The following is a 26762-nucleotide window of genomic DNA, read 5'->3' as shown; positions in this document are numbered from 1 at the left end:
TTGGGTGTTTATCCATCATCTAACCGTTATTTTTGCAATTTTCGGCAATAAACACTTGCCAATGTGAGGAACATCTCTATAATGCCGCCTCACTGACACGGTAGACGCCACAAGGCTTCAGCGAAGAATGTTAGTAAGGCAACTAGCTTTAAGCGATAATTCGCTTCTACTTTTAGAAAGTAGAAATTAATTTTCAAAAGTGTTTGACACTGAGAATTAAAACGCTAGAATAGCCGCCTCTTCCGAAGTGATGTAAGTCACAACGAAGAGAAGCTCTTTAACAATTTAAACCTATCAATCTGTGTGGGCACTCGTTGATGAATATCAAAACGTTTTATCTTCCCTTTTTATAAAGAGAAGTAAAACAGATTCCTCGGAATCAACTTTGGTTTCAATGAACTGAGTGACCAATACGAATAACTACTTTCTCTTGTAGAAAGAAAGTATTTGGCACAGTCAATTCATTATCTTTCTGTTGGAAAGATAATAGCTTTAGAATTACTTTTTGTAGTTTTGAAGTCAGTATTCGTTGAGTCACAAAATCTTAAATTGAAGAGTTTGATCATGGCTCAGATTGAACGCTGGCGGCAGGCCTAACACATGCAAGTCGAGCGGAAACGACACTAACAATCCTTCGGGTGCGTTAATGGGCGTCGAGCGGCGGACGGGTGAGTAATGCCTAGGAAATTGCCTTGATGTGGGGGATAACCATTGGAAACGATGGCTAATACCGCATAATGCCTACGGGCCAAAGAGGGGGATCTTCGGACCTCTCGCGTCAAGATATGCCTAGGTGGGATTAGCTAGTTGGTGAGGTAATGGCTCACCAAGGCGACGATCCCTAGCTGGTCTGAGAGGATGATCAGCCACACTGGAACTGAGACACGGTCCAGACTCCTACGGGAGGCAGCAGTGGGGAATATTGCACAATGGGCGCAAGCCTGATGCAGCCATGCCGCGTGTATGAAGAAGGCCTTCGGGTTGTAAAGTACTTTCAGTTGTGAGGAAGGGTGTGTAGTTAATAGCTGCACATCTTGACGTTAGCAACAGAAGAAGCACCGGCTAACTCCGTGCCAGCAGCCGCGGTAATACGGAGGGTGCGAGCGTTAATCGGAATTACTGGGCGTAAAGCGCATGCAGGTGGTTCATTAAGTCAGATGTGAAAGCCCGGGGCTCAACCTCGGAACTGCATTTGAAACTGGTGAACTAGAGTGCTGTAGAGGGGGGTAGAATTTCAGGTGTAGCGGTGAAATGCGTAGAGATCTGAAGGAATACCAGTGGCGAAGGCGGCCCCCTGGACAGACACTGACACTCAGATGCGAAAGCGTGGGGAGCAAACAGGATTAGATACCCTGGTAGTCCACGCCGTAAACGATGTCTACTTGGAGGTTGTGGCCTTGAGCCGTGGCTTTCGGAGCTAACGCGTTAAGTAGACCGCCTGGGGAGTACGGTCGCAAGATTAAAACTCAAATGAATTGACGGGGGCCCGCACAAGCGGTGGAGCATGTGGTTTAATTCGATGCAACGCGAAGAACCTTACCTACTCTTGACATCCAGAGAAGCCAGCGGAGACGCAGGTGTGCCTTCGGGAGCTCTGAGACAGGTGCTGCATGGCTGTCGTCAGCTCGTGTTGTGAAATGTTGGGTTAAGTCCCGCAACGAGCGCAACCCTTATCCTTGTTTGCCAGCGAGTAATGTCGGGAACTCCAGGGAGACTGCCGGTGATAAACCGGAGGAAGGTGGGGACGACGTCAAGTCATCATGGCCCTTACGAGTAGGGCTACACACGTGCTACAATGGCGCATACAGAGGGCAGCAAGCTAGCGATAGTGAGCGAATCCCAAAAAGTGCGTCGTAGTCCGGATTGGAGTCTGCAACTCGACTCCATGAAGTCGGAATCGCTAGTAATCGTGAATCAGAATGTCACGGTGAATACGTTCCCGGGCCTTGTACACACCGCCCGTCACACCATGGGAGTGGGCTGCAAAAGAAGTGGGTAGTTTAACCTTTCGGGGAGGACGCTCACCACTTTGTGGTTCATGACTGGGGTGAAGTCGTAACAAGGTAGCCCTAGGGGAACCTGGGGCTGGATCACCTCCTTATACGAAGATACCACGATGAGTGTCCACACAGATTGATTAGGTTTAGAAAGTAAAAGAGACGATATTGGGTCTGTAGCTCAGCTGGTTAGAGCGCTCGCCTGATAAGCGGGAGGTCGGTGGTTCGAGTCCACTCAGACCCACCAATATCGACTAGATACAAAGATGGGGCTATAGCTCAGCTGGGAGAGCGCCTGCCTTGCACGCAGGAGGTCTGCGGTTCGATCCCGCATAGCTCCACCATCTTTAAGTGTTTTTCTTTGAAAATATTTAAAAATGGTTCATTAGTTTGAATCAAGCTCTTTAACAATTTGGAAAGCTGACTGATTAGCTTAATTATTTTTACTTTTTAACAAGTAAAACAAAACGGCCAAGGCTGTGATTAAGTTAATCAAATTTAAAAGTTCTCAATGTTTATCTTTCATTAGGTAAACACAACAAACACATTCAAGTGTCTTGTATTCGAATGATCAGAAATGATTGTTCATTTTTTGATTCTACTTTTTATTAAAAAGTGGAAACAAAAAGTAAATTGAGTCCGGCAAACAGTCATTGAGAATTAACCCTTCTTGATGACAACCAAAAACCTTGGTTAGTTGCCATACGCTTATTTGTCTTCAATTTTTAAAGTGAAAGCAAATAGAAACCCTTTCGGGTTGTATGGTTAAGTGACTAAGCGTACACGGTGGATGCCTTGGCAGTCAGAGGCGATGAAAGGCGTAATAACTTGCGATAAGCCCAGATTAGGTAGTAATAACCTTTTGAGTCTGGGATTCCTGAATGGGGAAACCCACTTGCATAAGCAAGTATCCTGTTGTGAATACATAGCAACAGGAGGCAAACCGGGGGAACTGAAACATCTAAGTACCCCGAGGAAGAGAAATCAACCGAGATTCCGAAAGTAGCGGCGAGCGAAATTGGATTAGCCCTTAAGCTTTTAATGATGCAGGTGAAGGCTCTGGAAAGTGCCGCAATAAAGGGTGATAGCCCCGTAACCGACACATCATAATCAGTGAAAACGAGTAGGGCGGGACACGTGATATCCTGTCTGAATATGGGGGGACCATCCTCCAAGGCTAAATACTACTGACTGACCGATAGTGAACCAGTACCGTGAGGGAAAGGCGAAAAGAACCCCTGTGAGGGGAGTGAAATAGAACCTGAAACCGTGTACGTACAAGCAGTAGGAGCACCTTCGTGGTGTGACTGCGTACCTTTTGTATAATGGGTCAGCGACTTAATTTTAGTAGCAAGGTTAACCGTTTAGGGGAGCCGTAGGGAAACCGAGTCTTAACTGGGCGTACAGTTGCTAGGATTAGACCCGAAACCAGGTGATCTAGCCATGGGCAGGTTGAAGGTTGAGTAACATCAACTGGAGGACCGAACCGACTAATGTTGAAAAATTAGCGGATGACTTGTGGCTAGGGGTGAAAGGCCAATCAAACCTGGAGATAGCTGGTTCTCCCCGAAAGCTATTTAGGTAGCGCCTCGGACGAATACTACTGGGGGTAGAGCACTGTTAAGGCTAGGGGGTCATCCCGACTTACCAACCCTTTGCAAACTCCGAATACCAGTAAGTACTATCCGGGAGACACACGGCGGGTGCTAACGTCCGTCGTGGAGAGGGAAACAACCCAGACCGCCAGCTAAGGTCCCAAAGTATAGCTAAGTGGGAAACGATGTGGGAAGGCTCAGACAGCCAGGATGTTGGCTTAGAAGCAGCCATCATTTAAAGAAAGCGTAATAGCTCACTGGTCGAGTCGGCCTGCGCGGAAGATGTAACGGGGCTAAGCTATACACCGAAGCTGCGGCTACGTACCTTAGGGTATGTGGGGTAGGGGAGCGTTCTGTAAGCCGTTGAAGGTGGTCTGTAAGGGCTGCTGGAGGTATCAGAAGTGCGAATGCTGACATGAGTAACGATAAAGGGAGTGAAAAACTCCCTCGCCGGAAGACCAAGGGTTCCTGTCCAACGTTAATCGGGGCAGGGTAAGTCGACTCCTAAGGCGAGGCCGAAAGGCGTAGTCGATGGGAAACGGGTTAATATTCCCGTACTTCTTACAATTGCGATGGGGGGACGGAGAAGGCTAGGTGGGCCTGGCGACGGTTGTCCAGGTTCAAGTATGTAGGCGGGTGGTTTAGGTAAATCCGGACCACTACTAACGCTGAGATACGATGTCGAGCTACTACGGTAGTGAAGTCATTGATGCCATGCTTCCAGGAAAAGCCTCTAAGCTTCAGATTGTAAGGAATCGTACCCCAAACCGACACAGGTGGTCGGGTAGAGAATACCAAGGCGCTTGAGAGAACTCGGGTGAAGGAACTAGGCAAAATGGTACCGTAACTTCGGGAGAAGGTACGCTCTTATCAGTGAAGTCCCTTGCGGATGGAGCAGACGAGAGTCGCAGATACCAGGTGGCTGCAACTGTTTATTAAAAACACAGCACTGTGCAAAATCGTAAGATGACGTATACGGTGTGACGCCTGCCCGGTGCCGGAAGGTTAATTGATGGGGTTAGACTTCGGTCGAAGCTCTTGATCGAAGCCCCGGTAAACGGCGGCCGTAACTATAACGGTCCTAAGGTAGCGAAATTCCTTGTCGGGTAAGTTCCGACCTGCACGAATGGCGTAATGATGGCCACGCTGTCTCCACCCGAGACTCAGTGAAATTGAAATCGCTGTGAAGATGCAGTGTACCCGCGGCTAGACGGAAAGACCCCGTGAACCTTTACTACAGCTTGGCACTGAACATTGAACCTACATGTGTAGGATAGGTGGGAGACTATGAAATTGCGTCGCTAGATGTGATGGAGTCGTCCTTGAAATACCACCCTTGTAGTTTTGATGTTCTAACGTTGGTCCCTGAATCGGGATTACGGACAGTGCCTGGTGGGTAGTTTGACTGGGGCGGTCTCCTCCCAAAGAGTAACGGAGGAGCACGAAGGTGGGCTAAACACGGTTGGACATCGTGTGGTTAGTGCAATGGCATAAGCCCGCTTGACTGCGAGAATGACAATTCGAGCAGGTGCGAAAGCAGGTCATAGTGATCCGGTGGTTCTGAATGGAAGGGCCATCGCTCAACGGATAAAAGGTACTCCGGGGATAACAGGCTGATACCGCCCAAGAGTTCATATCGACGGCGGTGTTTGGCACCTCGATGTCGGCTCATCACATCCTGGGGCTGAAGTCGGTCCCAAGGGTATGGCTGTTCGCCATTTAAAGTGGTACGCGAGCTGGGTTTAGAACGTCGTGAGACAGTTCGGTCCCTATCTGCCGTGGGCGTTGGAAAATTGAAAGGGGCTGCTCCTAGTACGAGAGGACCGGAGTGGACGAACCTCTGGTGTTCGGGTTGTCATGCCAATGGCATTGCCCGGTAGCTAAGTTCGGAATCGATAACCGCTGAAAGCATCTAAGCGGGAAGCGAGCCTTGAGATGAGTTTTCCCTGGCACTATAAGTGTCCTAAAGGGTTGTCGTAGACTACGACGTTGATAGGCAGGGTGTGTAAGTGCTGCGAGGCATTGAGCTAACCTGTACTAATTGCCCGTGAGGCTTAACCATACAACACCCAAGGGGTTTTGTGGACTCAATAGAAAGACAGACCTTGAATGAGTTTGAAGAGATACTTTTAAATCAGTTTTCCGAATTATTAATTGTCGCTAATGCGTCAATTAAACAAAATTTGCTTGGCGACCATAGCATTGTGGACCCACCTGATTCCATGCCGAACTCAGAAGTGAAACACAATAGCGCCGATGGTAGTGTGGGGCTTCCCCATGTGAGAGTAGGACATCGCCAGGCTCCAAATTTATTTTCACTTTTTTAAAAGTGAAGACAAAAGTTCGACTTTGTCTATTTAATAGACAAGTCACCATAGGATTCTAAGTTTTCTTAGAGTTTTATGTTGACTTTCAAAGTGGAAAGCGTATTATACGCGTCCTGCTTAAGTGCTAAGACACTGAAAGCGTTCTCTTTTTAGAGAACAAGCTCTTTAACAATTTAAACCTATCAATCTGTGTGGGCACTCGTTGATGAATATCAAAACGTCATTCTTAGGAATGGCAGTTACTTCGGTAACAAACTTGATTTCAATGAACTGAGTGACCAATACGTTTAACTACTTGTAGTTATTCGGCACAGTCAATTCATTACCATTCTGTTGGAATGGTAATAGCTTTAAAATTACACTCTTTATTTATAAAGAATAGTTTTGAAGTCAGTATTCGTTGAGTCACAAAATCTTAAATTGAAGAGTTTGATCATGGCTCAGATTGAACGCTGGCGGCAGGCCTAACACATGCAAGTCGAGCGGAAACGACACTAACAATCCTTCGGGTGCGTTAATGGGCGTCGAGCGGCGGACGGGTGAGTAATGCCTAGGAAATTGCCTTGATGTGGGGGATAACCATTGGAAACGATGGCTAATACCGCATAATGCCTACGGGCCAAAGAGGGGGACCTTCGGGCCTCTCGCGTCAAGATATGCCTAGGTGGGATTAGCTAGTTGGTGAGGTAATGGCTCACCAAGGCGACGATCCCTAGCTGGTCTGAGAGGATGATCAGCCACACTGGAACTGAGACACGGTCCAGACTCCTACGGGAGGCAGCAGTGGGGAATATTGCACAATGGGCGCAAGCCTGATGCAGCCATGCCGCGTGTATGAAGAAGGCCTTCGGGTTGTAAAGTACTTTCAGTTGTGAGGAAGGGTGTGTAGTTAATAGCTGCACATCTTGACGTTAGCAACAGAAGAAGCACCGGCTAACTCCGTGCCAGCAGCCGCGGTAATACGGAGGGTGCGAGCGTTAATCGGAATTACTGGGCGTAAAGCGCATGCAGGTGGTTCATTAAGTCAGATGTGAAAGCCCGGGGCTCAACCTCGGAACTGCATTTGAAACTGGTGAACTAGAGTGCTGTAGAGGGGGGTAGAATTTCAGGTGTAGCGGTGAAATGCGTAGAGATCTGAAGGAATACCAGTGGCGAAGGCGGCCCCCTGGACAGACACTGACACTCAGATGCGAAAGCGTGGGGAGCAAACAGGATTAGATACCCTGGTAGTCCACGCCGTAAACGATGTCTACTTGGAGGTTGTGGCCTTGAGCCGTGGCTTTCGGAGCTAACGCGTTAAGTAGACCGCCTGGGGAGTACGGTCGCAAGATTAAAACTCAAATGAATTGACGGGGGCCCGCACAAGCGGTGGAGCATGTGGTTTAATTCGATGCAACGCGAAGAACCTTACCTACTCTTGACATCCAGAGAAGCCAGCGGAGACGCAGGTGTGCCTTCGGGAGCTCTGAGACAGGTGCTGCATGGCTGTCGTCAGCTCGTGTTGTGAAATGTTGGGTTAAGTCCCGCAACGAGCGCAACCCTTATCCTTGTTTGCCAGCGAGTAATGTCGGGAACTCCAGGGAGACTGCCGGTGATAAACCGGAGGAAGGTGGGGACGACGTCAAGTCATCATGGCCCTTACGAGTAGGGCTACACACGTGCTACAATGGCGCATACAGAGGGCAGCAAGCTAGCGATAGTGAGCGAATCCCAAAAAGTGCGTCGTAGTCCGGATTGGAGTCTGCAACTCGACTCCATGAAGTCGGAATCGCTAGTAATCGTGAATCAGAATGTCACGGTGAATACGTTCCCGGGCCTTGTACACACCGCCCGTCACACCATGGGAGTGGGCTGCAAAAGAAGTGGGTAGTTTAACCTTTCGGGGAGGACGCTCACCACTTTGTGGTTCATGACTGGGGTGAAGTCGTAACAAGGTAGCCCTAGGGGAACCTGGGGCTGGATCACCTCCTTATACGAAGATACCACGATGAGTGTCCACACAGATTGATTAGGTTTAGAAAAGCAAAGAGATGAAGAACTCCCAAGTTCTTCGAAGTTTGTTTCTACTTTTAAAGTGGAGATAAATTGCAGTGTCCCGTTCGTCTAGAGGCCTAGGACACCGCCCTTTCACGGCGGTAACAGGGGTTCGACTCCCCTACGGGATACCATTGGGTCGTTAGCTCAGTTGGTAGAGCAGTTGACTTTTAATCAATTGGTCGCAGGTTCGAATCCTGCACGACCCACCATTCTTTCTCCGCGTAAAGGATGGCTTTTATTTTCACTTTTATTAAAAGTGAAGACAAAAGAAACTATCGTGGGCGATTAGCTCAGTTGGGAGAGCACCTGCCTTACAAGCAGGGGGTCACTGGTTCGAGCCCGGTATCGCCCACCATTCTCTAAAAATTCTTGGTTATATACATATCCAAACCACTTCTTTTGTCGTTGGTTGGTGTATTTGACCCTGAGAGTCTTTAGAAAATGTGAATTTTAGAACACTGGTTCTTAAAGTCTCATGCTCTTTAACAATTTGGAAAGCTGACTGATTGATTTACTTACGAGTAATTCAATCAAATTTAAAAGTTCTCAATGTTTATCTGCTCTTAGTTAATAAGAACGGTATAGACACAACAAACACATTCAAGTGTCTTGTATTCGAATCAAACGTTAGTTTGATTCACAATTGAGTCCGGCAAACAGTTATCAAGAATTAACCCTTCTTGATGACAACCAAAAACCTTGGTTAGTTGCCATACACTTATTTGTCTTCACTTTTTAAAGTGAAAGCAAATAGAAACCCTTTCGGGTTGTATGGTTAAGTGACTAAGCGTACACGGTGGATGCCTTGGCAGTCAGAGGCGATGAAAGGCGTAATAACTTGCGATAAGCCCAGATTAGGTAGTAATAACCTTTTGAGTCTGGGATTCCTGAATGGGGAAACCCACTTACATAAGTAAGTATCCTGTTGTGAATACATAGCAACAGGAGGCAAACCGGGGGAACTGAAACATCTAAGTACCCCGAGGAAGAGAAATCAACCGAGATTCCGAAAGTAGCGGCGAGCGAAATTGGATTAGCCCTTAAGCTTTTAATGATGCAGGTGAAGGCTCTGGAAAGTGCCGCAATAAAGGGTGATAGCCCCGTAACCGACACATCATAATCAGTGAAAACGAGTAGGGCGGGACACGTGATATCCTGTCTGAATATGGGGGGACCATCCTCCAAGGCTAAATACTACTGACTGACCGATAGTGAACCAGTACCGTGAGGGAAAGGCGAAAAGAACCCCTGTGAGGGGAGTGAAATAGAACCTGAAACCGTGTACGTACAAGCAGTAGGAGCACCTTCGTGGTGTGACTGCGTACCTTTTGTATAATGGGTCAGCGACTTAATTTTAGTAGCAAGGTTAACCGTTTAGGGGAGCCGTAGGGAAACCGAGTCTTAACTGGGCGTACAGTTGCTAGGATTAGACCCGAAACCAGGTGATCTAGCCATGGGCAGGTTGAAGGTTGAGTAACATCAACTGGAGGACCGAACCGACTAATGTTGAAAAATTAGCGGATGACTTGTGGCTAGGGGTGAAAGGCCAATCAAACCTGGAGATAGCTGGTTCTCCCCGAAAGCTATTTAGGTAGCGCCTCGGACGAATACTACTGGGGGTAGAGCACTGTTAAGGCTAGGGGGTCATCCCGACTTACCAACCCTTTGCAAACTCCGAATACCAGTAAGTACTATCCGGGAGACACACGGCGGGTGCTAACGTCCGTCGTGGAGAGGGAAACAACCCAGACCGCCAGCTAAGGTCCCAAAGTATAGCTAAGTGGGAAACGATGTGGGAAGGCTCAGACAGCCAGGATGTTGGCTTAGAAGCAGCCATCATTTAAAGAAAGCGTAATAGCTCACTGGTCGAGTCGGCCTGCGCGGAAGATGTAACGGGGCTAAGCTATACACCGAAGCTGCGGCTACGTATCTTAGGATATGTGGGGTAGGGGAGCGTTCTGTAAGCCGTTGAAGGTGGTCTGTAAGGGCTGCTGGAGGTATCAGAAGTGCGAATGCTGACATGAGTAACGATAAAGGGAGTGAAAAACTCCCTCGCCGGAAGACCAAGGGTTCCTGTCCAACGTTAATCGGGGCAGGGTAAGTCGACTCCTAAGGCGAGGCCGAAAGGCGTAGTCGATGGGAAACGGGTTAATATTCCCGTACTTCTTACAATTGCGATGGGGGGACGGAGAAGGCTAGGTGGGCCTGGCGACGGTTGTCCAGGTTCAAGTATGTAGGCGGGTGGTTTAGGTAAATCCGGACCACTACTAACGCTGAGATACGATGTCGAGCTACTACGGTAGTGAAGTCATTGATGCCATGCTTCCAGGAAAAGCCTCTAAGCTTCAGATTGTAAGGAATCGTACCCCAAACCGACACAGGTGGTCGGGTAGAGAATACCAAGGCGCTTGAGAGAACTCGGGTGAAGGAACTAGGCAAAATGGTACCGTAACTTCGGGAGAAGGTACGCTCTTATCAGTGAAGTCCCTTGCGGATGGAGCAGACGAGAGTCGCAGATACCAGGTGGCTGCAACTGTTTATTAAAAACACAGCACTGTGCAAAATCGTAAGATGACGTATACGGTGTGACGCCTGCCCGGTGCCGGAAGGTTAATTGATGGGGTTAGACTTCGGTCGAAGCTCTTGATCGAAGCCCCGGTAAACGGCGGCCGTAACTATAACGGTCCTAAGGTAGCGAAATTCCTTGTCGGGTAAGTTCCGACCTGCACGAATGGCGTAATGATGGCCACGCTGTCTCCACCCGAGACTCAGTGAAATTGAAATCGCTGTGAAGATGCAGTGTACCCGCGGCTAGACGGAAAGACCCCGTGAACCTTTACTACAGCTTGGCACTGAACATTGAACCTACATGTGTAGGATAGGTGGGAGACTATGAAATTGCGTCGCTAGATGTGATGGAGTCGTCCTTGAAATACCACCCTTGTAGTTTTGATGTTCTAACGTTGGTCCCTGAATCGGGATTACGGACAGTGCCTGGTGGGTAGTTTGACTGGGGCGGTCTCCTCCCAAAGAGTAACGGAGGAGCACGAAGGTGGGCTAAACACGGTTGGACATCGTGTGGTTAGTGCAATGGCATAAGCCCGCTTGACTGCGAGAATGACAATTCGAGCAGGTGCGAAAGCAGGTCATAGTGATCCGGTGGTTCTGAATGGAAGGGCCATCGCTCAACGGATAAAAGGTACTCCGGGGATAACAGGCTGATACCGCCCAAGAGTTCATATCGACGGCGGTGTTTGGCACCTCGATGTCGGCTCATCACATCCTGGGGCTGAAGTCGGTCCCAAGGGTATGGCTGTTCGCCATTTAAAGTGGTACGCGAGCTGGGTTTAGAACGTCGTGAGACAGTTCGGTCCCTATCTGCCGTGGGCGTTGGAAAATTGAAAGGGGCTGCTCCTAGTACGAGAGGACCGGAGTGGACGAACCTCTGGTGTTCGGGTTGTCATGCCAATGGCATTGCCCGGTAGCTAAGTTCGGAATCGATAACCGCTGAAAGCATCTAAGCGGGAAGCGAGCCTTGAGATGAGTTTTCCCTGGCACTATAAGTGTCCTAAAGGGTTGTCGTAGACTACGACGTTGATAGGCAGGGTGTGTAAGTGCTGCGAGGCATTGAGCTAACCTGTACTAATTGCCCGTGAGGCTTAACCATACAACACCCAAGGGGTTTTGTGGACTCAATAGAAAGACAGACCTTGAATGCGTTTGAAGAGACTTTTAAATCAGTTTTCCGAATTATTAATTGTCGCTAATGCGTCAATTAAACAAAATTTGCTTGGCGACCATAGCATTGTGGACCCACCTGATTCCATGCCGAACTCAGAAGTGAAACACAATAGCGCCGATGGTAGTGTGGGGTTTCCCCATGTGAGAGTAGGACATCGCCAGGCTCCAAATTTATTTTCACTTTTTTAAAAGTGAAGACAAAAGTTCGACTTTGTCTATTAAATAGACAAGTCACCATAGAATTCTAAGTTTTCTTAGAGTTTTATGTTGACTTTCAAAGTGGAAAGCGTATTATACGCGTCCTGCTTAAGTGCTAAGGCACTGAAAGCGTTCTCTTTTTAGAGAACACGCTCTTTAACAATTTAAACCTATCAATCTGTGTGGGCACTCGTTGATGAATATCAAAGCGTTATTGGTTCTTTTTCGAAAGAACGTAATAACAGTTACTTCGGTAACAAACTTGATTTCAATGAACTGAGTGACCAATACGAATAACTTCGGTTATTTGGCACAGTCAATTCATTACCATTCTGTTGGAATGGTAATAGCTTTAGAATTACATGTTCATGTTTACATGAATATTAGTTTTGAAGTCAGTATTCGTTGAGTCACAAAATCTTAAATTGAAGAGTTTGATCATGGCTCAGATTGAACGCTGGCGGCAGGCCTAACACATGCAAGTCGAGCGGAAACGACACTAACAATCCTTCGGGTGCGTTAATGGGCGTCGAGCGGCGGACGGGTGAGTAATGCCTAGGAAATTGCCTTGATGTGGGGGATAACCATTGGAAACGATGGCTAATACCGCATAATGCCTACGGGCCAAAGAGGGGGATCTTCGGACCTCTCGCGTCAAGATATGCCTAGGTGGGATTAGCTAGTTGGTGAGGTAATGGCTCACCAAGGCGACGATCCCTAGCTGGTCTGAGAGGATGATCAGCCACACTGGAACTGAGACACGGTCCAGACTCCTACGGGAGGCAGCAGTGGGGAATATTGCACAATGGGCGCAAGCCTGATGCAGCCATGCCGCGTGTATGAAGAAGGCCTTCGGGTTGTAAAGTACTTTCAGTTGTGAGGAAGGGTGTGTAGTTAATAGCTGCACATCTTGACGTTAGCAACAGAAGAAGCACCGGCTAACTCCGTGCCAGCAGCCGCGGTAATACGGAGGGTGCGAGCGTTAATCGGAATTACTGGGCGTAAAGCGCATGCAGGTGGTTCATTAAGTCAGATGTGAAAGCCCGGGGCTCAACCTCGGAACTGCATTTGAAACTGGTGAACTAGAGTGCTGTAGAGGGGGGTAGAATTTCAGGTGTAGCGGTGAAATGCGTAGAGATCTGAAGGAATACCAGTGGCGAAGGCGGCCCCCTGGACAGACACTGACACTCAGATGCGAAAGCGTGGGGAGCAAACAGGATTAGATACCCTGGTAGTCCACGCCGTAAACGATGTCTACTTGGAGGTTGTGGCCTTGAGCCGTGGCTTTCGGAGCTAACGCGTTAAGTAGACCGCCTGGGGAGTACGGTCGCAAGATTAAAACTCAAATGAATTGACGGGGGCCCGCACAAGCGGTGGAGCATGTGGTTTAATTCGATGCAACGCGAAGAACCTTACCTACTCTTGACATCCAGAGAAGCCAGCGGAGACGCAGGTGTGCCTTCGGGAGCTCTGAGACAGGTGCTGCATGGCTGTCGTCAGCTCGTGTTGTGAAATGTTGGGTTAAGTCCCGCAACGAGCGCAACCCTTATCCTTGTTTGCCAGCGAGTAATGTCGGGAACTCCAGGGAGACTGCCGGTGATAAACCGGAGGAAGGTGGGGACGACGTCAAGTCATCATGGCCCTTACGAGTAGGGCTACACACGTGCTACAATGGCGCATACAGAGGGCAGCAAGCTAGCGATAGTGAGCGAATCCCAAAAAGTGCGTCGTAGTCCGGATTGGAGTCTGCAACTCGACTCCATGAAGTCGGAATCGCTAGTAATCGTGAATCAGAATGTCACGGTGAATACGTTCCCGGGCCTTGTACACACCGCCCGTCACACCATGGGAGTGGGCTGCAAAAGAAGTGGGTAGTTTAACCTTTCGAGGAGGACGCTCACCACTTTGTGGTTCATGACTGGGGTGAAGTCGTAACAAGGTAGCCCTAGGGGAACCTGGGGCTGGATCACCTCCTTATACGAAGATACCACGATGAGTGTCCACACAGATTGATTAGGTTTAGAAAGTAAAAGAGACGATATTGGGTCTGTAGCTCAGCTGGTTAGAGCGCTCGCCTGATAAGCGGGAGGTCGGTGGTTCGAGTCCACTCAGACCCACCAATATCGACTAGATACAAAGATGGGGCTATAGCTCAGCTGGGAGAGCGCCTGCCTTGCACGCAGGAGGTCTGCGGTTCGATCCCGCATAGCTCCACCATCTTTAAGTGTTTTTCTTTGAAAATATTTAAAAATGGTTCATTAGTTTGAATCAAGCTCTTTAACAATTTGGAAAGCTGACTGATTTGATTACTTACGAGTAATTCAAATCAAATTTAAAAGTTCTCAATGTTTATCTTTTATTAGATAAACACAACAAACACATTCAAGTGTCTTGTATTCGAATCAAACGTTAGTTTGATTCACAATTGAGTCCGGCAAACAGTTATCAAGAATTAACCCTTCTTGATGACAACCAAAAACCTTGGTTAGTTGCCATACACTTATTTGTCTTCACTTTTTAAAGTGAAAGCAAATAGAAACCCTTTCGGGTTGTATGGTTAAGTGACTAAGCGTACACGGTGGATGCCTTGGCAGTCAGAGGCGATGAAAGGCGTAATAACTTGCGATAAGCCCAGATTAGGTAGTAATAACCTTTTGAGTCTGGGATTCCTGAATGGGGAAACCCACTTGCATAAGCAAGTATCCTGTTGTGAATACATAGCAACAGGAGGCAAACCGGGGGAACTGAAACATCTAAGTACCCCGAGGAAGAGAAATCAACCGAGATTCCGAAAGTAGCGGCGAGCGAAATTGGATTAGCCCTTAAGCTTTTAATGAGACAGATGAAGGCTCTGGAAAGTGCCGCAATAAAGGGTGATAGCCCCGTAATCGACATCTCATAATCAGTGAAAACGAGTAGGGCGGGACACGTGATATCCTGTCTGAATATGGGGGGACCATCCTCCAAGGCTAAATACTACTGACTGACCGATAGTGAACCAGTACCGTGAGGGAAAGGCGAAAAGAACCCCTGTGAGGGGAGTGAAATAGAACCTGAAACCGTGTACGTACAAGCAGTAGGAGCACCTTCGTGGTGTGACTGCGTACCTTTTGTATAATGGGTCAGCGACTTAATTTTAGTAGCAAGGTTAACCGTTTAGGGGAGCCGTAGGGAAACCGAGTCTTAACTGGGCGTACAGTTGCTAGGATTAGACCCGAAACCAGGTGATCTAGCCATGGGCAGGTTGAAGGTTGAGTAACATCAACTGGAGGACCGAACCGACTAATGTTGAAAAATTAGCGGATGACTTGTGGCTAGGGGTGAAAGGCCAATCAAACCTGGAGATAGCTGGTTCTCCCCGAAAGCTATTTAGGTAGCGCCTCGGACGAATACTACTGGGGGTAGAGCACTGTTAAGGCTAGGGGGTCATCCCGACTTACCAACCCTTTGCAAACTCCGAATACCAGTAAGTACTATCCGGGAGACACACGGCGGGTGCTAACGTCCGTCGTGGAGAGGGAAACAACCCAGACCGCCAGCTAAGGTCCCAAAGTATAGCTAAGTGGGAAACGATGTGGGAAGGCTCAGACAGCCAGGATGTTGGCTTAGAAGCAGCCATCATTTAAAGAAAGCGTAATAGCTCACTGGTCGAGTCGGCCTGCGCGGAAGATGTAACGGGGCTAAGCTATACACCGAAGCTGCGGCTACGTACCTTAGGGTATGTGGGGTAGGGGAGCGTTCTGTAAGCCGTTGAAGGTGTGCTGTAAGGCATGCTGGAGGTATCAGAAGTGCGAATGCTGACATGAGTAACGATAAAGGGAGTGAAAAACTCCCTCGCCGGAAGACCAAGGGTTCCTGTCCAACGTTAATCGGGGCAGGGTAAGTCGACTCCTAAGGCGAGGCCGAAAGGCGTAGTCGATGGGAAACGGGTTAATATTCCCGTACTTCTTACAATTGCGATGGGGGGACGGAGAAGGCTAGGTGGGCCTGGCGACGGTTGTCCAGGTTCAAGTACGTAGGCGGAAAGTTTAGGTAAATCCGGACTTTCTTAACGCTGAGATACGATGTCGAGCTACTACGGTAGTGAAGTCATTGATGCCATGCTTCCAGGAAAAGCCTCTAAGCTTCAGATTGTAAGGAATCGTACCCCAAACCGACACAGGTGGTCGGGTAGAGAATACCAAGGCGCTTGAGAGAACTCGGGTGAAGGAACTAGGCAAAATGGTACCGTAACTTCGGGAGAAGGTACGCTCTTATCAGTGAAGTCCCTTGCGGATGGAGCAGACGAGAGTCGCAGATACCAGGTGGCTGCAACTGTTTATTAAAAACACAGCACTGTGCAAAATCGTAAGATGACGTATACGGTGTGACGCCTGCCCGGTGCCGGAAGGTTAATTGATGGGGTTAGACTTCGGTCGAAGCTCTTGATCGAAGCCCCGGTAAACGGCGGCCGTAACTATAACGGTCCTAAGGTAGCGAAATTCCTTGTCGGGTAAGTTCCGACCTGCACGAATGGCGTAATGATGGCCACGCTGTCTCCACCCGAGACTCAGTGAAATTGAAATCGCTGTGAAGATGCAGTGTACCCGCGGCTAGACGGAAAGACCCCGTGAACCTTTACTACAGCTTGGCACTGAACATTGAACCTACATGTGTAGGATAGGTGGGAGACTATGAAGCCGCGTCGCTAGATGTGGTGGAGTCGTCCTTGAAATACCACCCTTGTAGTTTTGATGTTCTAACGTTGGTCCCTGAATCGGGATTACGGACAGTGCCTGGTGGGTAGTTTGACTGGGGCGGTCTCCTCCCAAAGAGTAACGGAGGAGCACGAAGGTGGGCTAAACACGGTTGGACATCGTGTGGTTAGTGCAATGGCATAAGCCCGCTTGACTGCGAGAATGACAATTCGAGCAGGTGCGAAAGCAGGTCATAGTGATCCGGTGGTTCTGAATGGAAGGGCCATCGCTCAACGGATAAAAGGTACTCCGGGGATAACAGGCTGATACCGCCCAAGAGTTCATATCGACGGCGGTGTTTGGCACCTCGATGTCGGCTCATCACATCCTGGGGCTGAAGTCGGTCCCAAGGGTATGGCTGTTCGCCATTTAAAGTGGTACGCGAGCTGGGTTTAGAACGTCGTGAGACAGTTCGGTCCCTATCTGCCGTGGGCGTTGGAAAATTGAAAGGGGCTGCTCCTAGTACGAGAGGACCGGAGTGGACGAACCTCTGGTGTTCGGGTTGTCATGCCAATGGCATTGCCCGGTAGCTAAGTTCGGAATCGATAACCGCTGAAAGCATCTAAGCGGGAAGCGAGCCTTGAGATGAGTTTTCCCTGGCACTATAAGTGTCCTAAAGGGTTGTCGTAGACTACGACGTTGATAGGCAGGGTGTGTAAGTGCTGCGAGGCATTGAGCTAACCTGTACTAATTGCCCGTGAGGCTTAACCATACAACACCCAAGGGGTTTTGTGGACTCAATAGAAAGACAGACCTTGAATGAGTTTGAAGAGATACTTTTAAATCAGTTTTCCGAATTATTAATTGTCGCTAATGCGTCAATTAAACAAAATTTGCTTGGCGACCATAGCATTGTGGACCCACCTGATTCCATGCCGAACTCAGAAGTGAAACACAATAGCGCCGATGGTAGTGTGGGGTTTCCCCATGTGAGAGTAGGACATCGCCAGGCTTTAAATTTGAACACTTGTCAGCGACGACAAGTATTCCACTGCGGAGTGGTAGTTCAGTTGGTTAGAATACCGGCCTGTCACGCCGGGGGTCGCGGGTTCGAGTCCCGTCCACTCCGCCACTTATTCAGAGTTTCAGCTCTTTAAAACTGAAAATAGGGGTGTAGCTCCAATTGGCAGAGCAGCGGATTCCAAATCCGCGTGTTGGGAGTTCGAATCTCTCCACCCCTGCCATATTTAAGGCTCTAGCAGAAATGCTAGAGCCTTTTTACTTTCTGAATCTAATATATATGCCATTGGTAGAACCGCAGATTCCCCGACTTATACCAATCCGGAAAATTAACTGATCAGGTTTATCCAATCCCTTCTGCTCATTTTTGTGACACGATCTTTGCACTCAAGAAATTCATTCCAAGCGCGACAAACCTTGGAAACAATGTCGTTATAATCCGTGAAACTTTGATTCGCTAGATAATGTTGTCGCAACCAACTCCAAACTTGCTCTATAGGGTTAAGCTCTGGCGAGTAGGGAGGAAGCTTAATAGTACTGACGTTATTAAATTCTCTCGCAATATCATCGGTATGCCAGCCTGCACCATCCATTATAACGACAGCATGACGTCCTTTTTCTGTAGCCTTAGATATCTGCTCTAAGTGATTTGTCATTATGTCCTTGTTAACCCAAGGAACCACTATGGCTTCGCCAATTCCTCTTTCAGGGCATACCGAACCAAACAAATAAGCGTATTCAAATTGCTGTTGTTTTACCACTGCGTATTTCGGTGATTGCGATCGGCTGTTTCGGTTTATTCCGATCACCTGATCCTGCCGTTTTTCTCTCTTCTTATTTTTACTCTAAGTGATCGGATTGCGCCAGTTTTCTCATTGACTCACCTCCCAGTTCTATTCGATGACTATTGTGTACTAGCCGATCCATTAGCGCGTCCGCGACGGTGGCGTTGCCGATCATGTTGTACCACTCCTTTACAGGTAACTGGCTGATGACGATTGTGCTGCTGTTGTGATAACGATCTTCCAGCACTTCTAATAAGTGACCCGCATACTCTTGAGTGAGTTTTTCCATCCCCCAGTCGTCGAGGATCAGTAAGGCTTTCTTAGTCAGCGATTGGAGTTGCTTTTGATAGCTACCATCCAGACGACCAGCGGTCAGGTCGTCAAGCAAGCGAGTTAATCGGTAGTATCTCACCGTTTGTTGTTGGTCACAGGCGCTGGTTGCCAGTGCGCAGGCAAGATACGTTTTGCCTGCGCCTGTTGGGCCTGTAACCAAGACGTTCTGGTGTTTGTATAGATAACTGCCCGTCAGAAGTTCGCTCATCTGTTTACGATTGAGGTTTCGTCCCTCCTTATAGATGAGTTGGCTCGGCTGCGCATCTACTCTCAGCTTGGCTTGTCGTTTTAAGCGTTGGATTTTGCTCTGATTGCGATTCAAGATCTCGCTTTCCAGAAGTAGGCTTAGCCTTTCCTCGAAGTCCAGTTCTGCGCAGGTGGTCAGTTGCTCTTGCTGCTGCTCTAATGCTTTCGCTGCATGGCTCAAGCGTAGGGTTTTGAGTTGGTCGTTCAGTGCATTCATATCCTTTCTCCTAGTGATAACTGTTCGGGCCACGAACATTGCTATGAACAAGGTTTGGCGTACTCGTGTTGTCTTTACTCAGTTGTCCTTCACGATTGTTTTTCAACAAATTGCTGATGAAGGTGTAATTGGATTTTGTCAGCATCAGCGCATCTTTACAGGCTTGCTCTAGGCGCGATTCGCCATAGGTTTTACTGAGGCTGAGCAAGCCAAGGCAGGAACGATAAGACTGCTCTGGATGAGGCTTGGAGTTCAGCATCTTATTGACGACTTCTCGTGTGGCTGGGCCGATATTAGCTTCCCAGCTAAGCAAGCGCCCTGGCGACCACTTCTGATGTTGATGGTTGCTTGCCATGTGCTCTGGTTGGGTGCTGTTTCCTCGCTCTCTTTGGCTACGTGGATGCTGGGCCACCAAGTTACCTTGATGGTAGATCTGCACCAGGCGATTAGAGGCTTCCAACTCGATATGGTGACCAACAAGTTGATGGGGAACCGAGTAGTAATGACGGCGATATTCGATGTGATAGTCAGGGCCAACTTTGGCTCGTTTAGTTTCGGTATACAGGTAACTCTGCCTAGGCAGTGGCTTTAATGCAGGTTTGTCGAGTTTATCGAACAGCGCTTGGCGGCTGGCGCCATACTGTTTCATCTGACGCTGATTTAACTCATTCATAAGTTCGCGGATGGCGAGATTCAACTCTTTGAAGGTATGGAAGGTTTGGTGTCGCAGCCGCATCATGATCCAGCGCTCTACTAGGAGCACGGCATTCTCTGCTTTGGCTTTGTCTTTCGGTTTGTAGGGGCGAGCTGGCATCACAGCGGTTTGATAGTGATTAGCTAGTTTTTGATAGCTGTCGTTCAGCCTCGGCTCATAACGATTCGCTTTAGTGACCGCACTGCGTAGGTTATCGGGAACTAAGAGTTGTGGTACGCCACCGAAGTGCTCGAACGCATTTGCATGCGCCTCTAACCAGTAGGGCTTCCCTTGGCTGGGGAAGGCTTCAACATAAGTGTAATTGGACGCGCCTAAAGTCGCGACGAACACCTCCGCTTCGCGCACTTCGCCTGTGTCAGGGTTGACCACCTGAAGCCGAGGCCCACAGTAATCGATAAACAGTTTATCACCTGCAACATGCAACATGCAGCTGGCGCATGCTGCGTTTTTGGGTTTTGAACCAACGAGTGAAGTGCTCGCAGAACTGAGTGTAAGCGTAAGCTTGCTCTTGATATTGCTCATGATACTCCTACCAGAGCAGTATCTTTGTCATACCTTTACGCCTGAGTTCGACTGCGTATTGAGTGAAGTCTGGCATAACTTTATCTCGACTGACTTTCTTGCCGTGATACAGCGCCTGTGTGAGATCTGCATCGCTGCAACTGTCGGGTAGAGGCCAACCAAGTTGGCTTTGTTTAAAGCGAGTAAGGAGTTCTGATACGGTGGACGGGCCGAGTTTAAGGCAAGAAGCGATACCACGATTTGAGAGACCGCAGTCGTATTTAAGGCGTAATACCTCTTTGATTTTGTTCATTGGAGTTCTCTTTTTGGCCATTGTCGCTTCCTTTCTTTCTTGTTTAAGAAGTAAAGAATAGCGAGCTATTGATTTAAAAGAGAAAAAGGAAGGATTTCGGCCATTACGATCGCGGTTTTCGCTATTCCGATCACCGATTTCGGAGTTAGGCTAAAAGTGATCGGATAATCGCGGAATCAGTGATCGGTTTAAACCGAAATGGGTGATCGGATAATCCCGAAATGACTGATCGGAATGCTCCGAAATATGCAACCACGCGAGGCTTCGTTCCACGAGTCGCCCAAAGACGTGTCGTTGTGTTCTGTTGGCCAAACCTAGCTTCGTCTTGAAACCAGACATCAACACTCTCTAGCCCAATATGGCCGGGGATCTTAAGGATCGTTTCTATTTTGAATTTTTTTAAAATCGTCTTGGATTTGCTGTGATTGTTTAGGGTGTTTGGAGCGAGAAGTTATCCAAGAGAAGCCCATGTGGTCGAGAAGATAATAGATAGAATTAGGGTGGTAGTATTTATCGAAGTGTTTCACGATGTAGTCATGTATATCACTCCCGACAAGGCGTCCGCCAGAAGGGGACTCTGCTTCTTTCTTTATGAACGAGCTGAGTTGTTTTCGTTGTTCATCATTGAGATAGGCTGGTCTGCCTGTGCGAGGTTTATCTTGAAGTCCTTCCAATCCTTATTCAAGAAATACCGAGACCGATTTGTTTACACTAGTTCGACTGACTTAAAGGTATTTAGCAATTTGGGTGCGCAAATGACCTTGTTTGAAGTGGGTAAGTGCTAGCAAGGGAACCTTCACTTGAAAGGTTTTTTGTTAGCTTGCTAGCTTTTTACTATCTGTATTATTAAGACTATCCTTAGTTATTTTCTGCAAGAGTTCGATGGCCTCAATGAGATCATGTTTTTGCTTTAATTAATTTTAGTTCATTTCTTTCTCAGCTTGTTTCGCTTTTTCTATCATTGGAGTGATTGTTGATCCTTGAACTAAGATTGAGAACACAACAACGGCGTACGTCATAACGAGGATTATCTCTTTAACATCTATTGCCTTGTCTTCAATTACCCATATGCCTGAAGGGATTGAAAGTGCCATGGCTAGAGCTAGACCTCCACGCAAGCCGCCCCAAGTCAGGATCTTGATTGACCAAGGGTTGTAAGTTCTAAAGCGTTTAAACCCAATATAAGACAAGAAAACGCTTAGGTAGCGTGCACTCAATACTAGAGGTACTGCGAACGCCATTAAGATCCAGTCTTCTTGGTGGAATTTGAATAACAACATCGACATACCGATCAATAAGAATAGTACGCCATTTAAGAACTCATCGATTAATTCCCAGAAATGGTCTAGGTGATCCTCACTCTCTTTCGAGAATCCAATAAAGCGTGTCCAATTACCAATCATGATACCTGATACCACCATTGCCAATGGTCCCGATACATGTAGAACTTCAGCAAAGGCATAACCAGCAGTTGGGATACCGATGGTTAATAGTAACTCCATTGAGTGGTCATCTGTGTTGCTAATCAAGTAGTGGAATACGAGGCCTAAAGCAAAACCGTAGACAATTCCGCCGATCGCTTCTTGGACAAAAAGCATAGTAACACTGCTGACTGTTGGCGCTTCTGTACCGAATGCGATAGTAAATAAGGTAACGAAGATGACTAGGCCAAAACCATCGTTGAATAGAGATTCTCCCTCGATTTGAGTAGAGATTCGTCTGGGAGCATCGAGCTTCTTCACTATTGCTAATACAGCGATTGGATCGGTTGGAGAGATTAGAGAACCAAACAGTAAGCAATAAATTAGGTCAAATTGAATACCGATAAGTTGACAGAATCCATAAAGTACAAAGCCAATAAAGAATGTCGAAAATAGTGTAGCGCCAAGAGCGAGTATCGTTATTTCCCATTTTTGATCTTTTAGATTAGGTAATTTAATCCCCAAACCACCTGCAAAGAGTAAGAACCCCAGAATTCCTTTCAGAAGGAAATCTTCAAAGTTGATACTGGCAACGGTTTCTGAGGCGATGTCAGCCAATTGGAACCAATTGTTTTGTCCCGCAATGATAATCAAGAGAGATAGCATCATTGAGCCAGCTGTGATGGCGATGGTTGTCTGCATTTTACCAATTTTGGTATTAACGAAAGCAATAAGCATGGCAGCAGCGGACAAGAAGCATAAGGTGTAATAGACCGACATTGGGAACTCAATATGTAACAAAATATGAATATTAATTCTCGTTCTCTCATGCTCAAATAGCAAACATTTTTTTGTCATGACTTGGTCATTTACTTCATGTTTTAGACGTCTAGACTCCTCTTGAATGTGTGGTAGGATGGAGAGATAATTAAAGGAATGAGGTTGTATCGTGGGAAGTAATGTAAGGCAAAAGATTGACGCTCTGTTGAAGCAACGAATTTTACTGATTGATGGTGGCATGGGCACCATGATTCAGGATTATAAATTGGAAGAGCAAGACTATCGTGGTGAGCGATTTGCTGATTGGCATAGTGACTTAAAAGGTAACAATGACCTTTTGGTACTTTCTCAGCCTAAGCTTATCAAAGATATCCATATGGAGTATTTAGAAGCCGGTGCTGATATCCTCGAGACCAATACCTTTAATGCTACAACCATTGCTATGGCTGACTACGATATGGAAAGCCTTAGCGAAGAAATTAACTTTACAGCTGCAAAATTAGCTCGTGAAGCGGCAGACGAATGGACGGCAAAGACCCCAGACAAACCCCGTTTCGTAGCGGGTGTGTTAGGTCCAACTAACCGAACGTGTTCTATCTCCCCAGACGTTAATGATCCGGGCTATCGTAATGTTAGCTTTGATGAGCTTGTTGAAGCTTACTCCGAATCGACACGAGCACTTATCAAAGGCGGCTCAGATCTTATTCTTATCGAGACTATCTTCGACACGTTAAATGCAAAAGCATGTTCTTTTGCGGTTGAATCTGTTTTTGAAGAGGTAGGCATCACGCTTCCTGTGATGATCTCCGGTACCATTACTGACGCTTCAGGTCGTACGCTTTCAGGGCAGACAACAGAAGCCTTCTATAACGCCCTTCGTCATGTTAAACCTATCTCATTTGGATTGAACTGTGCATTAGGTCCTGACGAATTGCGAGAGTACGTTGGTGAGATGTCTCGTATCTCAGAATGTAACGTTTCCGCCCACCCTAACGCGGGTTTACCTAATGCGTTCGGTGAGTATGACCTTTCTCCTGAAGATATGGCTGAACACGTTAAGGAATGGGCCGAGAGTGGCTTCTTGAACCTAATTGGTGGTTGTTGTGGTACGACGCCAGAACATATACGTCACATGGCTGAGGCCGTTGAAGGCGTAACGCCACGTCAATTACCTGATTTGCCCGTTTCTTGTCGCCTTTCTGGCCTAGAACCACTGACGATAGCTAAAGAATCGCTATTCGTGAATGTGGGTGAGCGTACTAACGTTACCGGTTCTGCTCGGTTTAAGCGATTGATTAAAGAAGAGCTCTACGACGAAGCTTTGAGTGTTGCTCGAGAGCAAGTTGAGAACGGTGCTCAGATTATCGATATCAACATGGATGAAGGGATGCTAGACGCTGAGGCGTGTATGGTTAAATTCCTTAATCTATGTGCGTCTGAGCCAGAGATCTCGAAAGTACCAGTCATGGTCGACTCTTCAAAATGGGAAGTTATCGAAGCAGGTCTGAAATGTATTCAGGGTAAAGGTATCGTTAACTCGATCTCATTGAAGGAAGGGAAAGAGAAGTTTGTCGAGCAAGCTAAATTAGTTCGTCGTTATGGTGCAGCAGTCATTGTGATGGCATTCGATGAACTAGGGCAGGCTGATACTCGAGAGCGCAAAGTCGAGATCTGTACTAATGCCTACAATATTCTTGTTGATGAAGTTGGTTTCCCGCCAGAAGATATTATTTTTGACCCGAACATTTTCGCTGTGGCTACTGGTATTGATGAGCATAACAACTATGCGGTCGATTTCATTGAAGCGGTAGGGGACATCAAACGCGATCTTCCTCATGCGATGATCTCGGGTGGTGTGTCGAATGTTTCGTTCTCTTTCCGCGGTAATAACTACGTTCGTGAGGCAATCCACGCAGTATTCCTATATCACTGTTTTAAAAACGGTATGGATATGGGCATCGTGAATGCTGGGCAATTAGAGATTTACGATAATGTGCCTGAGGATTTACGTGAAGCCGTTGAAGATGTGGTTCTAAACCGCCGAGATGATTCTACTGAGCGCTTGCTCGATATCGCGACTGAATATCTAGAGCGTGCAGTCGGCAAAGTGGAAGATAAATCGGCTTTAGAGTGGCGCACCTGGCCAGTAGAAAAGCGCTTAGAGCACTCTTTGGTGAAAGGCATTACTGATTTCATCGTTGAAGATACCGAGGAAGCTCGTGTTAATGCCTCTCGTCCTATCGAGGTGATTGAAGGTCCATTAATGGATGGCATGAACGTAGTTGGTGACCTCTTTGGTGAAGGTAAGATGTTCCTTCCTCAAGTGGTGAAATCTGCCCGTGTTATGAAGCAAGCGGTAGCCCATCTAGAGCCATTTATTAATGCAACCAAAGACGTTGGTGCAACTAACGGAAAAATTTTACTGGCGACCGTAAAAGGCGATGTTCACGATATTGGTAAAAACATTGTGGGCGTTGTCTTGCAGTGTAATAACTACGAAATTATCGATCTGGGCGTGATGGTTTCATGTGAAAAAATCCTTAAGGTAGCCAAAGAAGAAAACGTCGATATCATTGGTCTTTCGGGTTTAATCACTCCTTCATTGGATGAGATGGTTCATGTGGCTAAAGAGATGGAGAGACAAGGGTTTAAACTGCCTCTTCTGATTGGCGGAGCAACCACATCTAAAGCGCATACTGCTGTTAAGATTGAACAGAATTACTCTGAGCCTGTGGTCTACGTAAACAATGCTTCACGGGCAGTGGGTGTGTGTACTTCATTGCTATCTAACGAGCTGAAACCTGCATTTGTCGAGAAATTGGATATTGATTACGATCGCGTTCGCGATCAACACAATCGTAAGAAGCCTCGAACTAAGCCTGTCACGCTTGAAAGAGCTAGAGCTAATAAAGTTGCTATCGATTGGAATGCGTACACTCCCCCTGCACCTGCTAAGCCGGGAGTACATATTTTCAATGATTTTGATGTAGCGACTTTGCGCCAGTATATCGATTGGACTCCATTCTTTATGACATGGTCATTGGTCGGAAAGTATCCAGCAATTCTTAATCATGAAGAGGTAGGTGATGAAGCGAAGCGCCTCTTCAAGGATGCTAACGATTTACTCGACCGTGTAGAGAGAGAGAAATTGCTTGAAGCTCGCGGTATGTGTGCCATGTTCCCTGCTAACAGTGTTGGCGATGATATTGAAGTGTATACCGATGAATCGCGTACTGAAGTATTAAAGGTTCTGCACAACCTTCGTCAGCAAACCGAAAAGCCAAAAGGATTTAACTACTGTTTGTCAGATTACATTGCGCCAAAAGACAGCGGTAAAGCGGATTGGATTGGTGGTTTTGCAGTGACCGGTGGTATTGGTGAGCGAGAGCTAGCTGATGATTACAAAGCGAAAGGCGACGACTATAATGCGATCATGATTCAGGCGGTTGCAGACCGATTGGCTGAAGCGTTCGCTGAATACTTGCATAAAGAAGTGAGAAAGGACATTTGGGGCTACTCGCCAGATGAAGATTTGTCTAACGACGACTTGATTCGCGAGAAGTACCAAGGTATTCGTCCAGCCCCAGGTTACCCTGCTTGCCCAGAGCATACAGAGAAAGGCACGTTGTGGGAGTTAATGGACGTTGAAAAAGCAATCGACATGTCACTAACCACGAGTTACGCAATGTGGCCAGGTGCCTCAGTGTCTGGTATGTATTTCTCACATCCTGATGCCCGATACTTTGCTATTGCACAGATTCAACAGGATCAAGTGGATAGCTATGCCGACCGTAAAGGTTGGGGTATGTTGGAAGCTGAGAAGTGGTTAGGTCCAAACATTAACTAGTTTGAATCTACGA

General features: G+C 47.4%; 5 protein-coding genes, 9 tRNA genes, 9 rRNA genes and 1 pseudogene. 19 read left to right on the top strand and 5 right to left on the bottom strand.

Going from position 1 to position 26762, the window contains the following annotated elements; genetic code table 11:
- The first annotated feature begins 546 nt into the window (after positions 1–546).
- From K08M4_RS13355 to K08M4_RS13270, 18 genes are all read left to right on the top strand, one after another.
- Positions 547–2101: ribosomal RNA gene (locus K08M4_RS13355) — 16S ribosomal RNA — on the top strand.
- A gap of 66 nt (positions 2102–2167) precedes the next feature.
- Positions 2168–2244 (top strand) — tRNA-Ile (locus K08M4_RS13350).
- Between the two features lie 21 nt (positions 2245–2265).
- Positions 2266–2341, top strand: a tRNA-Ala gene (locus tag K08M4_RS13345).
- Positions 2342–2760: 419 nt separating this feature from the next.
- Positions 2761–5654 (top strand): 23S ribosomal RNA (locus tag K08M4_RS13340).
- Between the two features lie 124 nt (positions 5655–5778).
- Positions 5779–5894, top strand: a 5S ribosomal RNA gene (gene rrf / locus K08M4_RS13335).
- A gap of 442 nt (positions 5895–6336) precedes the next feature.
- Positions 6337–7891 (top strand): 16S ribosomal RNA (locus K08M4_RS13330).
- Positions 7892–8011: 120 nt separating this feature from the next.
- A tRNA-Glu gene (locus tag K08M4_RS13325) sits at positions 8012–8087 on the top strand.
- 2 nt (positions 8088–8089) lie between these two features.
- A tRNA-Lys gene (locus K08M4_RS13320) sits at positions 8090–8165 on the top strand.
- A gap of 70 nt (positions 8166–8235) precedes the next feature.
- Positions 8236–8311 (top strand) — tRNA-Val (locus K08M4_RS13315).
- A gap of 418 nt (positions 8312–8729) precedes the next feature.
- Positions 8730–11623: ribosomal RNA gene (locus tag K08M4_RS13310) — 23S ribosomal RNA — on the top strand.
- A gap of 122 nt (positions 11624–11745) precedes the next feature.
- Positions 11746–11861 (top strand): 5S ribosomal RNA (gene rrf, locus K08M4_RS13305).
- A gap of 456 nt (positions 11862–12317) precedes the next feature.
- Positions 12318–13872, top strand: a 16S ribosomal RNA gene (locus K08M4_RS13300).
- Between the two features lie 66 nt (positions 13873–13938).
- A tRNA-Ile gene (locus tag K08M4_RS13295) sits at positions 13939–14015 on the top strand.
- 21 nt (positions 14016–14036) lie between these two features.
- Positions 14037–14112 (top strand) — tRNA-Ala (locus K08M4_RS13290).
- Positions 14113–14450: 338 nt separating this feature from the next.
- Positions 14451–17343: ribosomal RNA gene (locus tag K08M4_RS13285) — 23S ribosomal RNA — on the top strand.
- Positions 17344–17467: 124 nt separating this feature from the next.
- Positions 17468–17583: ribosomal RNA gene (rrf, locus tag K08M4_RS13280) — 5S ribosomal RNA — on the top strand.
- The 16S, 23S and 5S rRNA genes sit together here with 9 tRNA genes alongside, the layout of an rRNA operon.
- 43 nt (positions 17584–17626) lie before the next feature.
- Positions 17627–17703, top strand: a tRNA-Asp gene (locus K08M4_RS13275).
- Positions 17704–17738: 35 nt separating this feature from the next.
- Positions 17739–17815, top strand: a tRNA-Trp gene (locus K08M4_RS13270).
- A gap of 105 nt (positions 17816–17920) precedes the next feature.
- Here the strand turns inward: K08M4_RS13270 and K08M4_RS13265 are convergent.
- The 5 genes and pseudogenes from K08M4_RS13265 to K08M4_RS13240 all read right to left on the bottom strand — a co-directional run bounded on the left by K08M4_RS13265 (position 17921) and on the right by K08M4_RS13240 (position 22902).
- Positions 17921–18352, bottom strand: a complete 432-nt coding sequence (locus K08M4_RS13265) for an IS630 family transposase (RefSeq protein WP_157665747.1) — start codon at positions 18350–18352, stop codon at positions 17921–17923.
- A 79-nt stretch (positions 18353–18431) separates the two neighbouring features.
- Entirely contained in the window at positions 18432–19172 is a 741-nt protein-coding gene (gene istB / locus K08M4_RS13260) for an IS21-like element ISVch3 family helper ATPase IstB (protein ID WP_086050168.1), read from the bottom strand.
- Between the two features lie 10 nt (positions 19173–19182).
- Positions 19183–20722: pseudogene (gene istA / locus K08M4_RS13255) on the bottom strand (IS21 family transposase).
- Positions 20723–21072: 350 nt separating this feature from the next.
- Positions 21073–21375: a helix-turn-helix domain-containing protein gene (locus K08M4_RS13245; RefSeq protein WP_086050166.1), complete on the bottom strand. Its 303-nt coding sequence runs from the start codon at positions 21373–21375 to the stop codon at positions 21073–21075.
- 246 nt (positions 21376–21621) lie between these two features.
- Positions 21622–22902, bottom strand: a complete 1281-nt coding sequence (locus tag K08M4_RS13240) for a cation:proton antiporter (protein ID WP_086050165.1) — start codon at positions 22900–22902, stop codon at positions 21622–21624.
- 169 nt (positions 22903–23071) lie between these two features.
- Between K08M4_RS13240 and metH the strand changes: the two genes are divergently transcribed.
- Complete coding sequence (gene metH, locus K08M4_RS13235) at positions 23072–26749, top strand: methionine synthase (RefSeq protein ID WP_086050164.1); 3678 nt, start codon at positions 23072–23074, stop codon at positions 26747–26749.
- Positions 26750–26762 lie beyond the last annotated feature (13 nt).

The sequence above is a fragment of the Vibrio syngnathi genome (assembly GCF_002119525.1).
GTDB lineage: Bacteria > Pseudomonadota > Gammaproteobacteria > Enterobacterales > Vibrionaceae > Vibrio > Vibrio syngnathi.
This window is presented reverse-complemented; position numbering and strand designations above follow the sequence as displayed.

Bases quoted from the DNA above. Each gene is read 5' to 3' on its own strand.
- istB (WP_086050168.1), bottom strand. From the start codon at position 19,172: ATGAATGCACTGAACGACCAACTCAAAACCCTACGCTTGAGCCATGCA.
- K08M4_RS13240 (WP_086050165.1), bottom strand. From the start codon at position 22,902: ATGTCGGTCTATTACACCTTATGCTTCTTGTCCGCTGCTGCCATGCTT.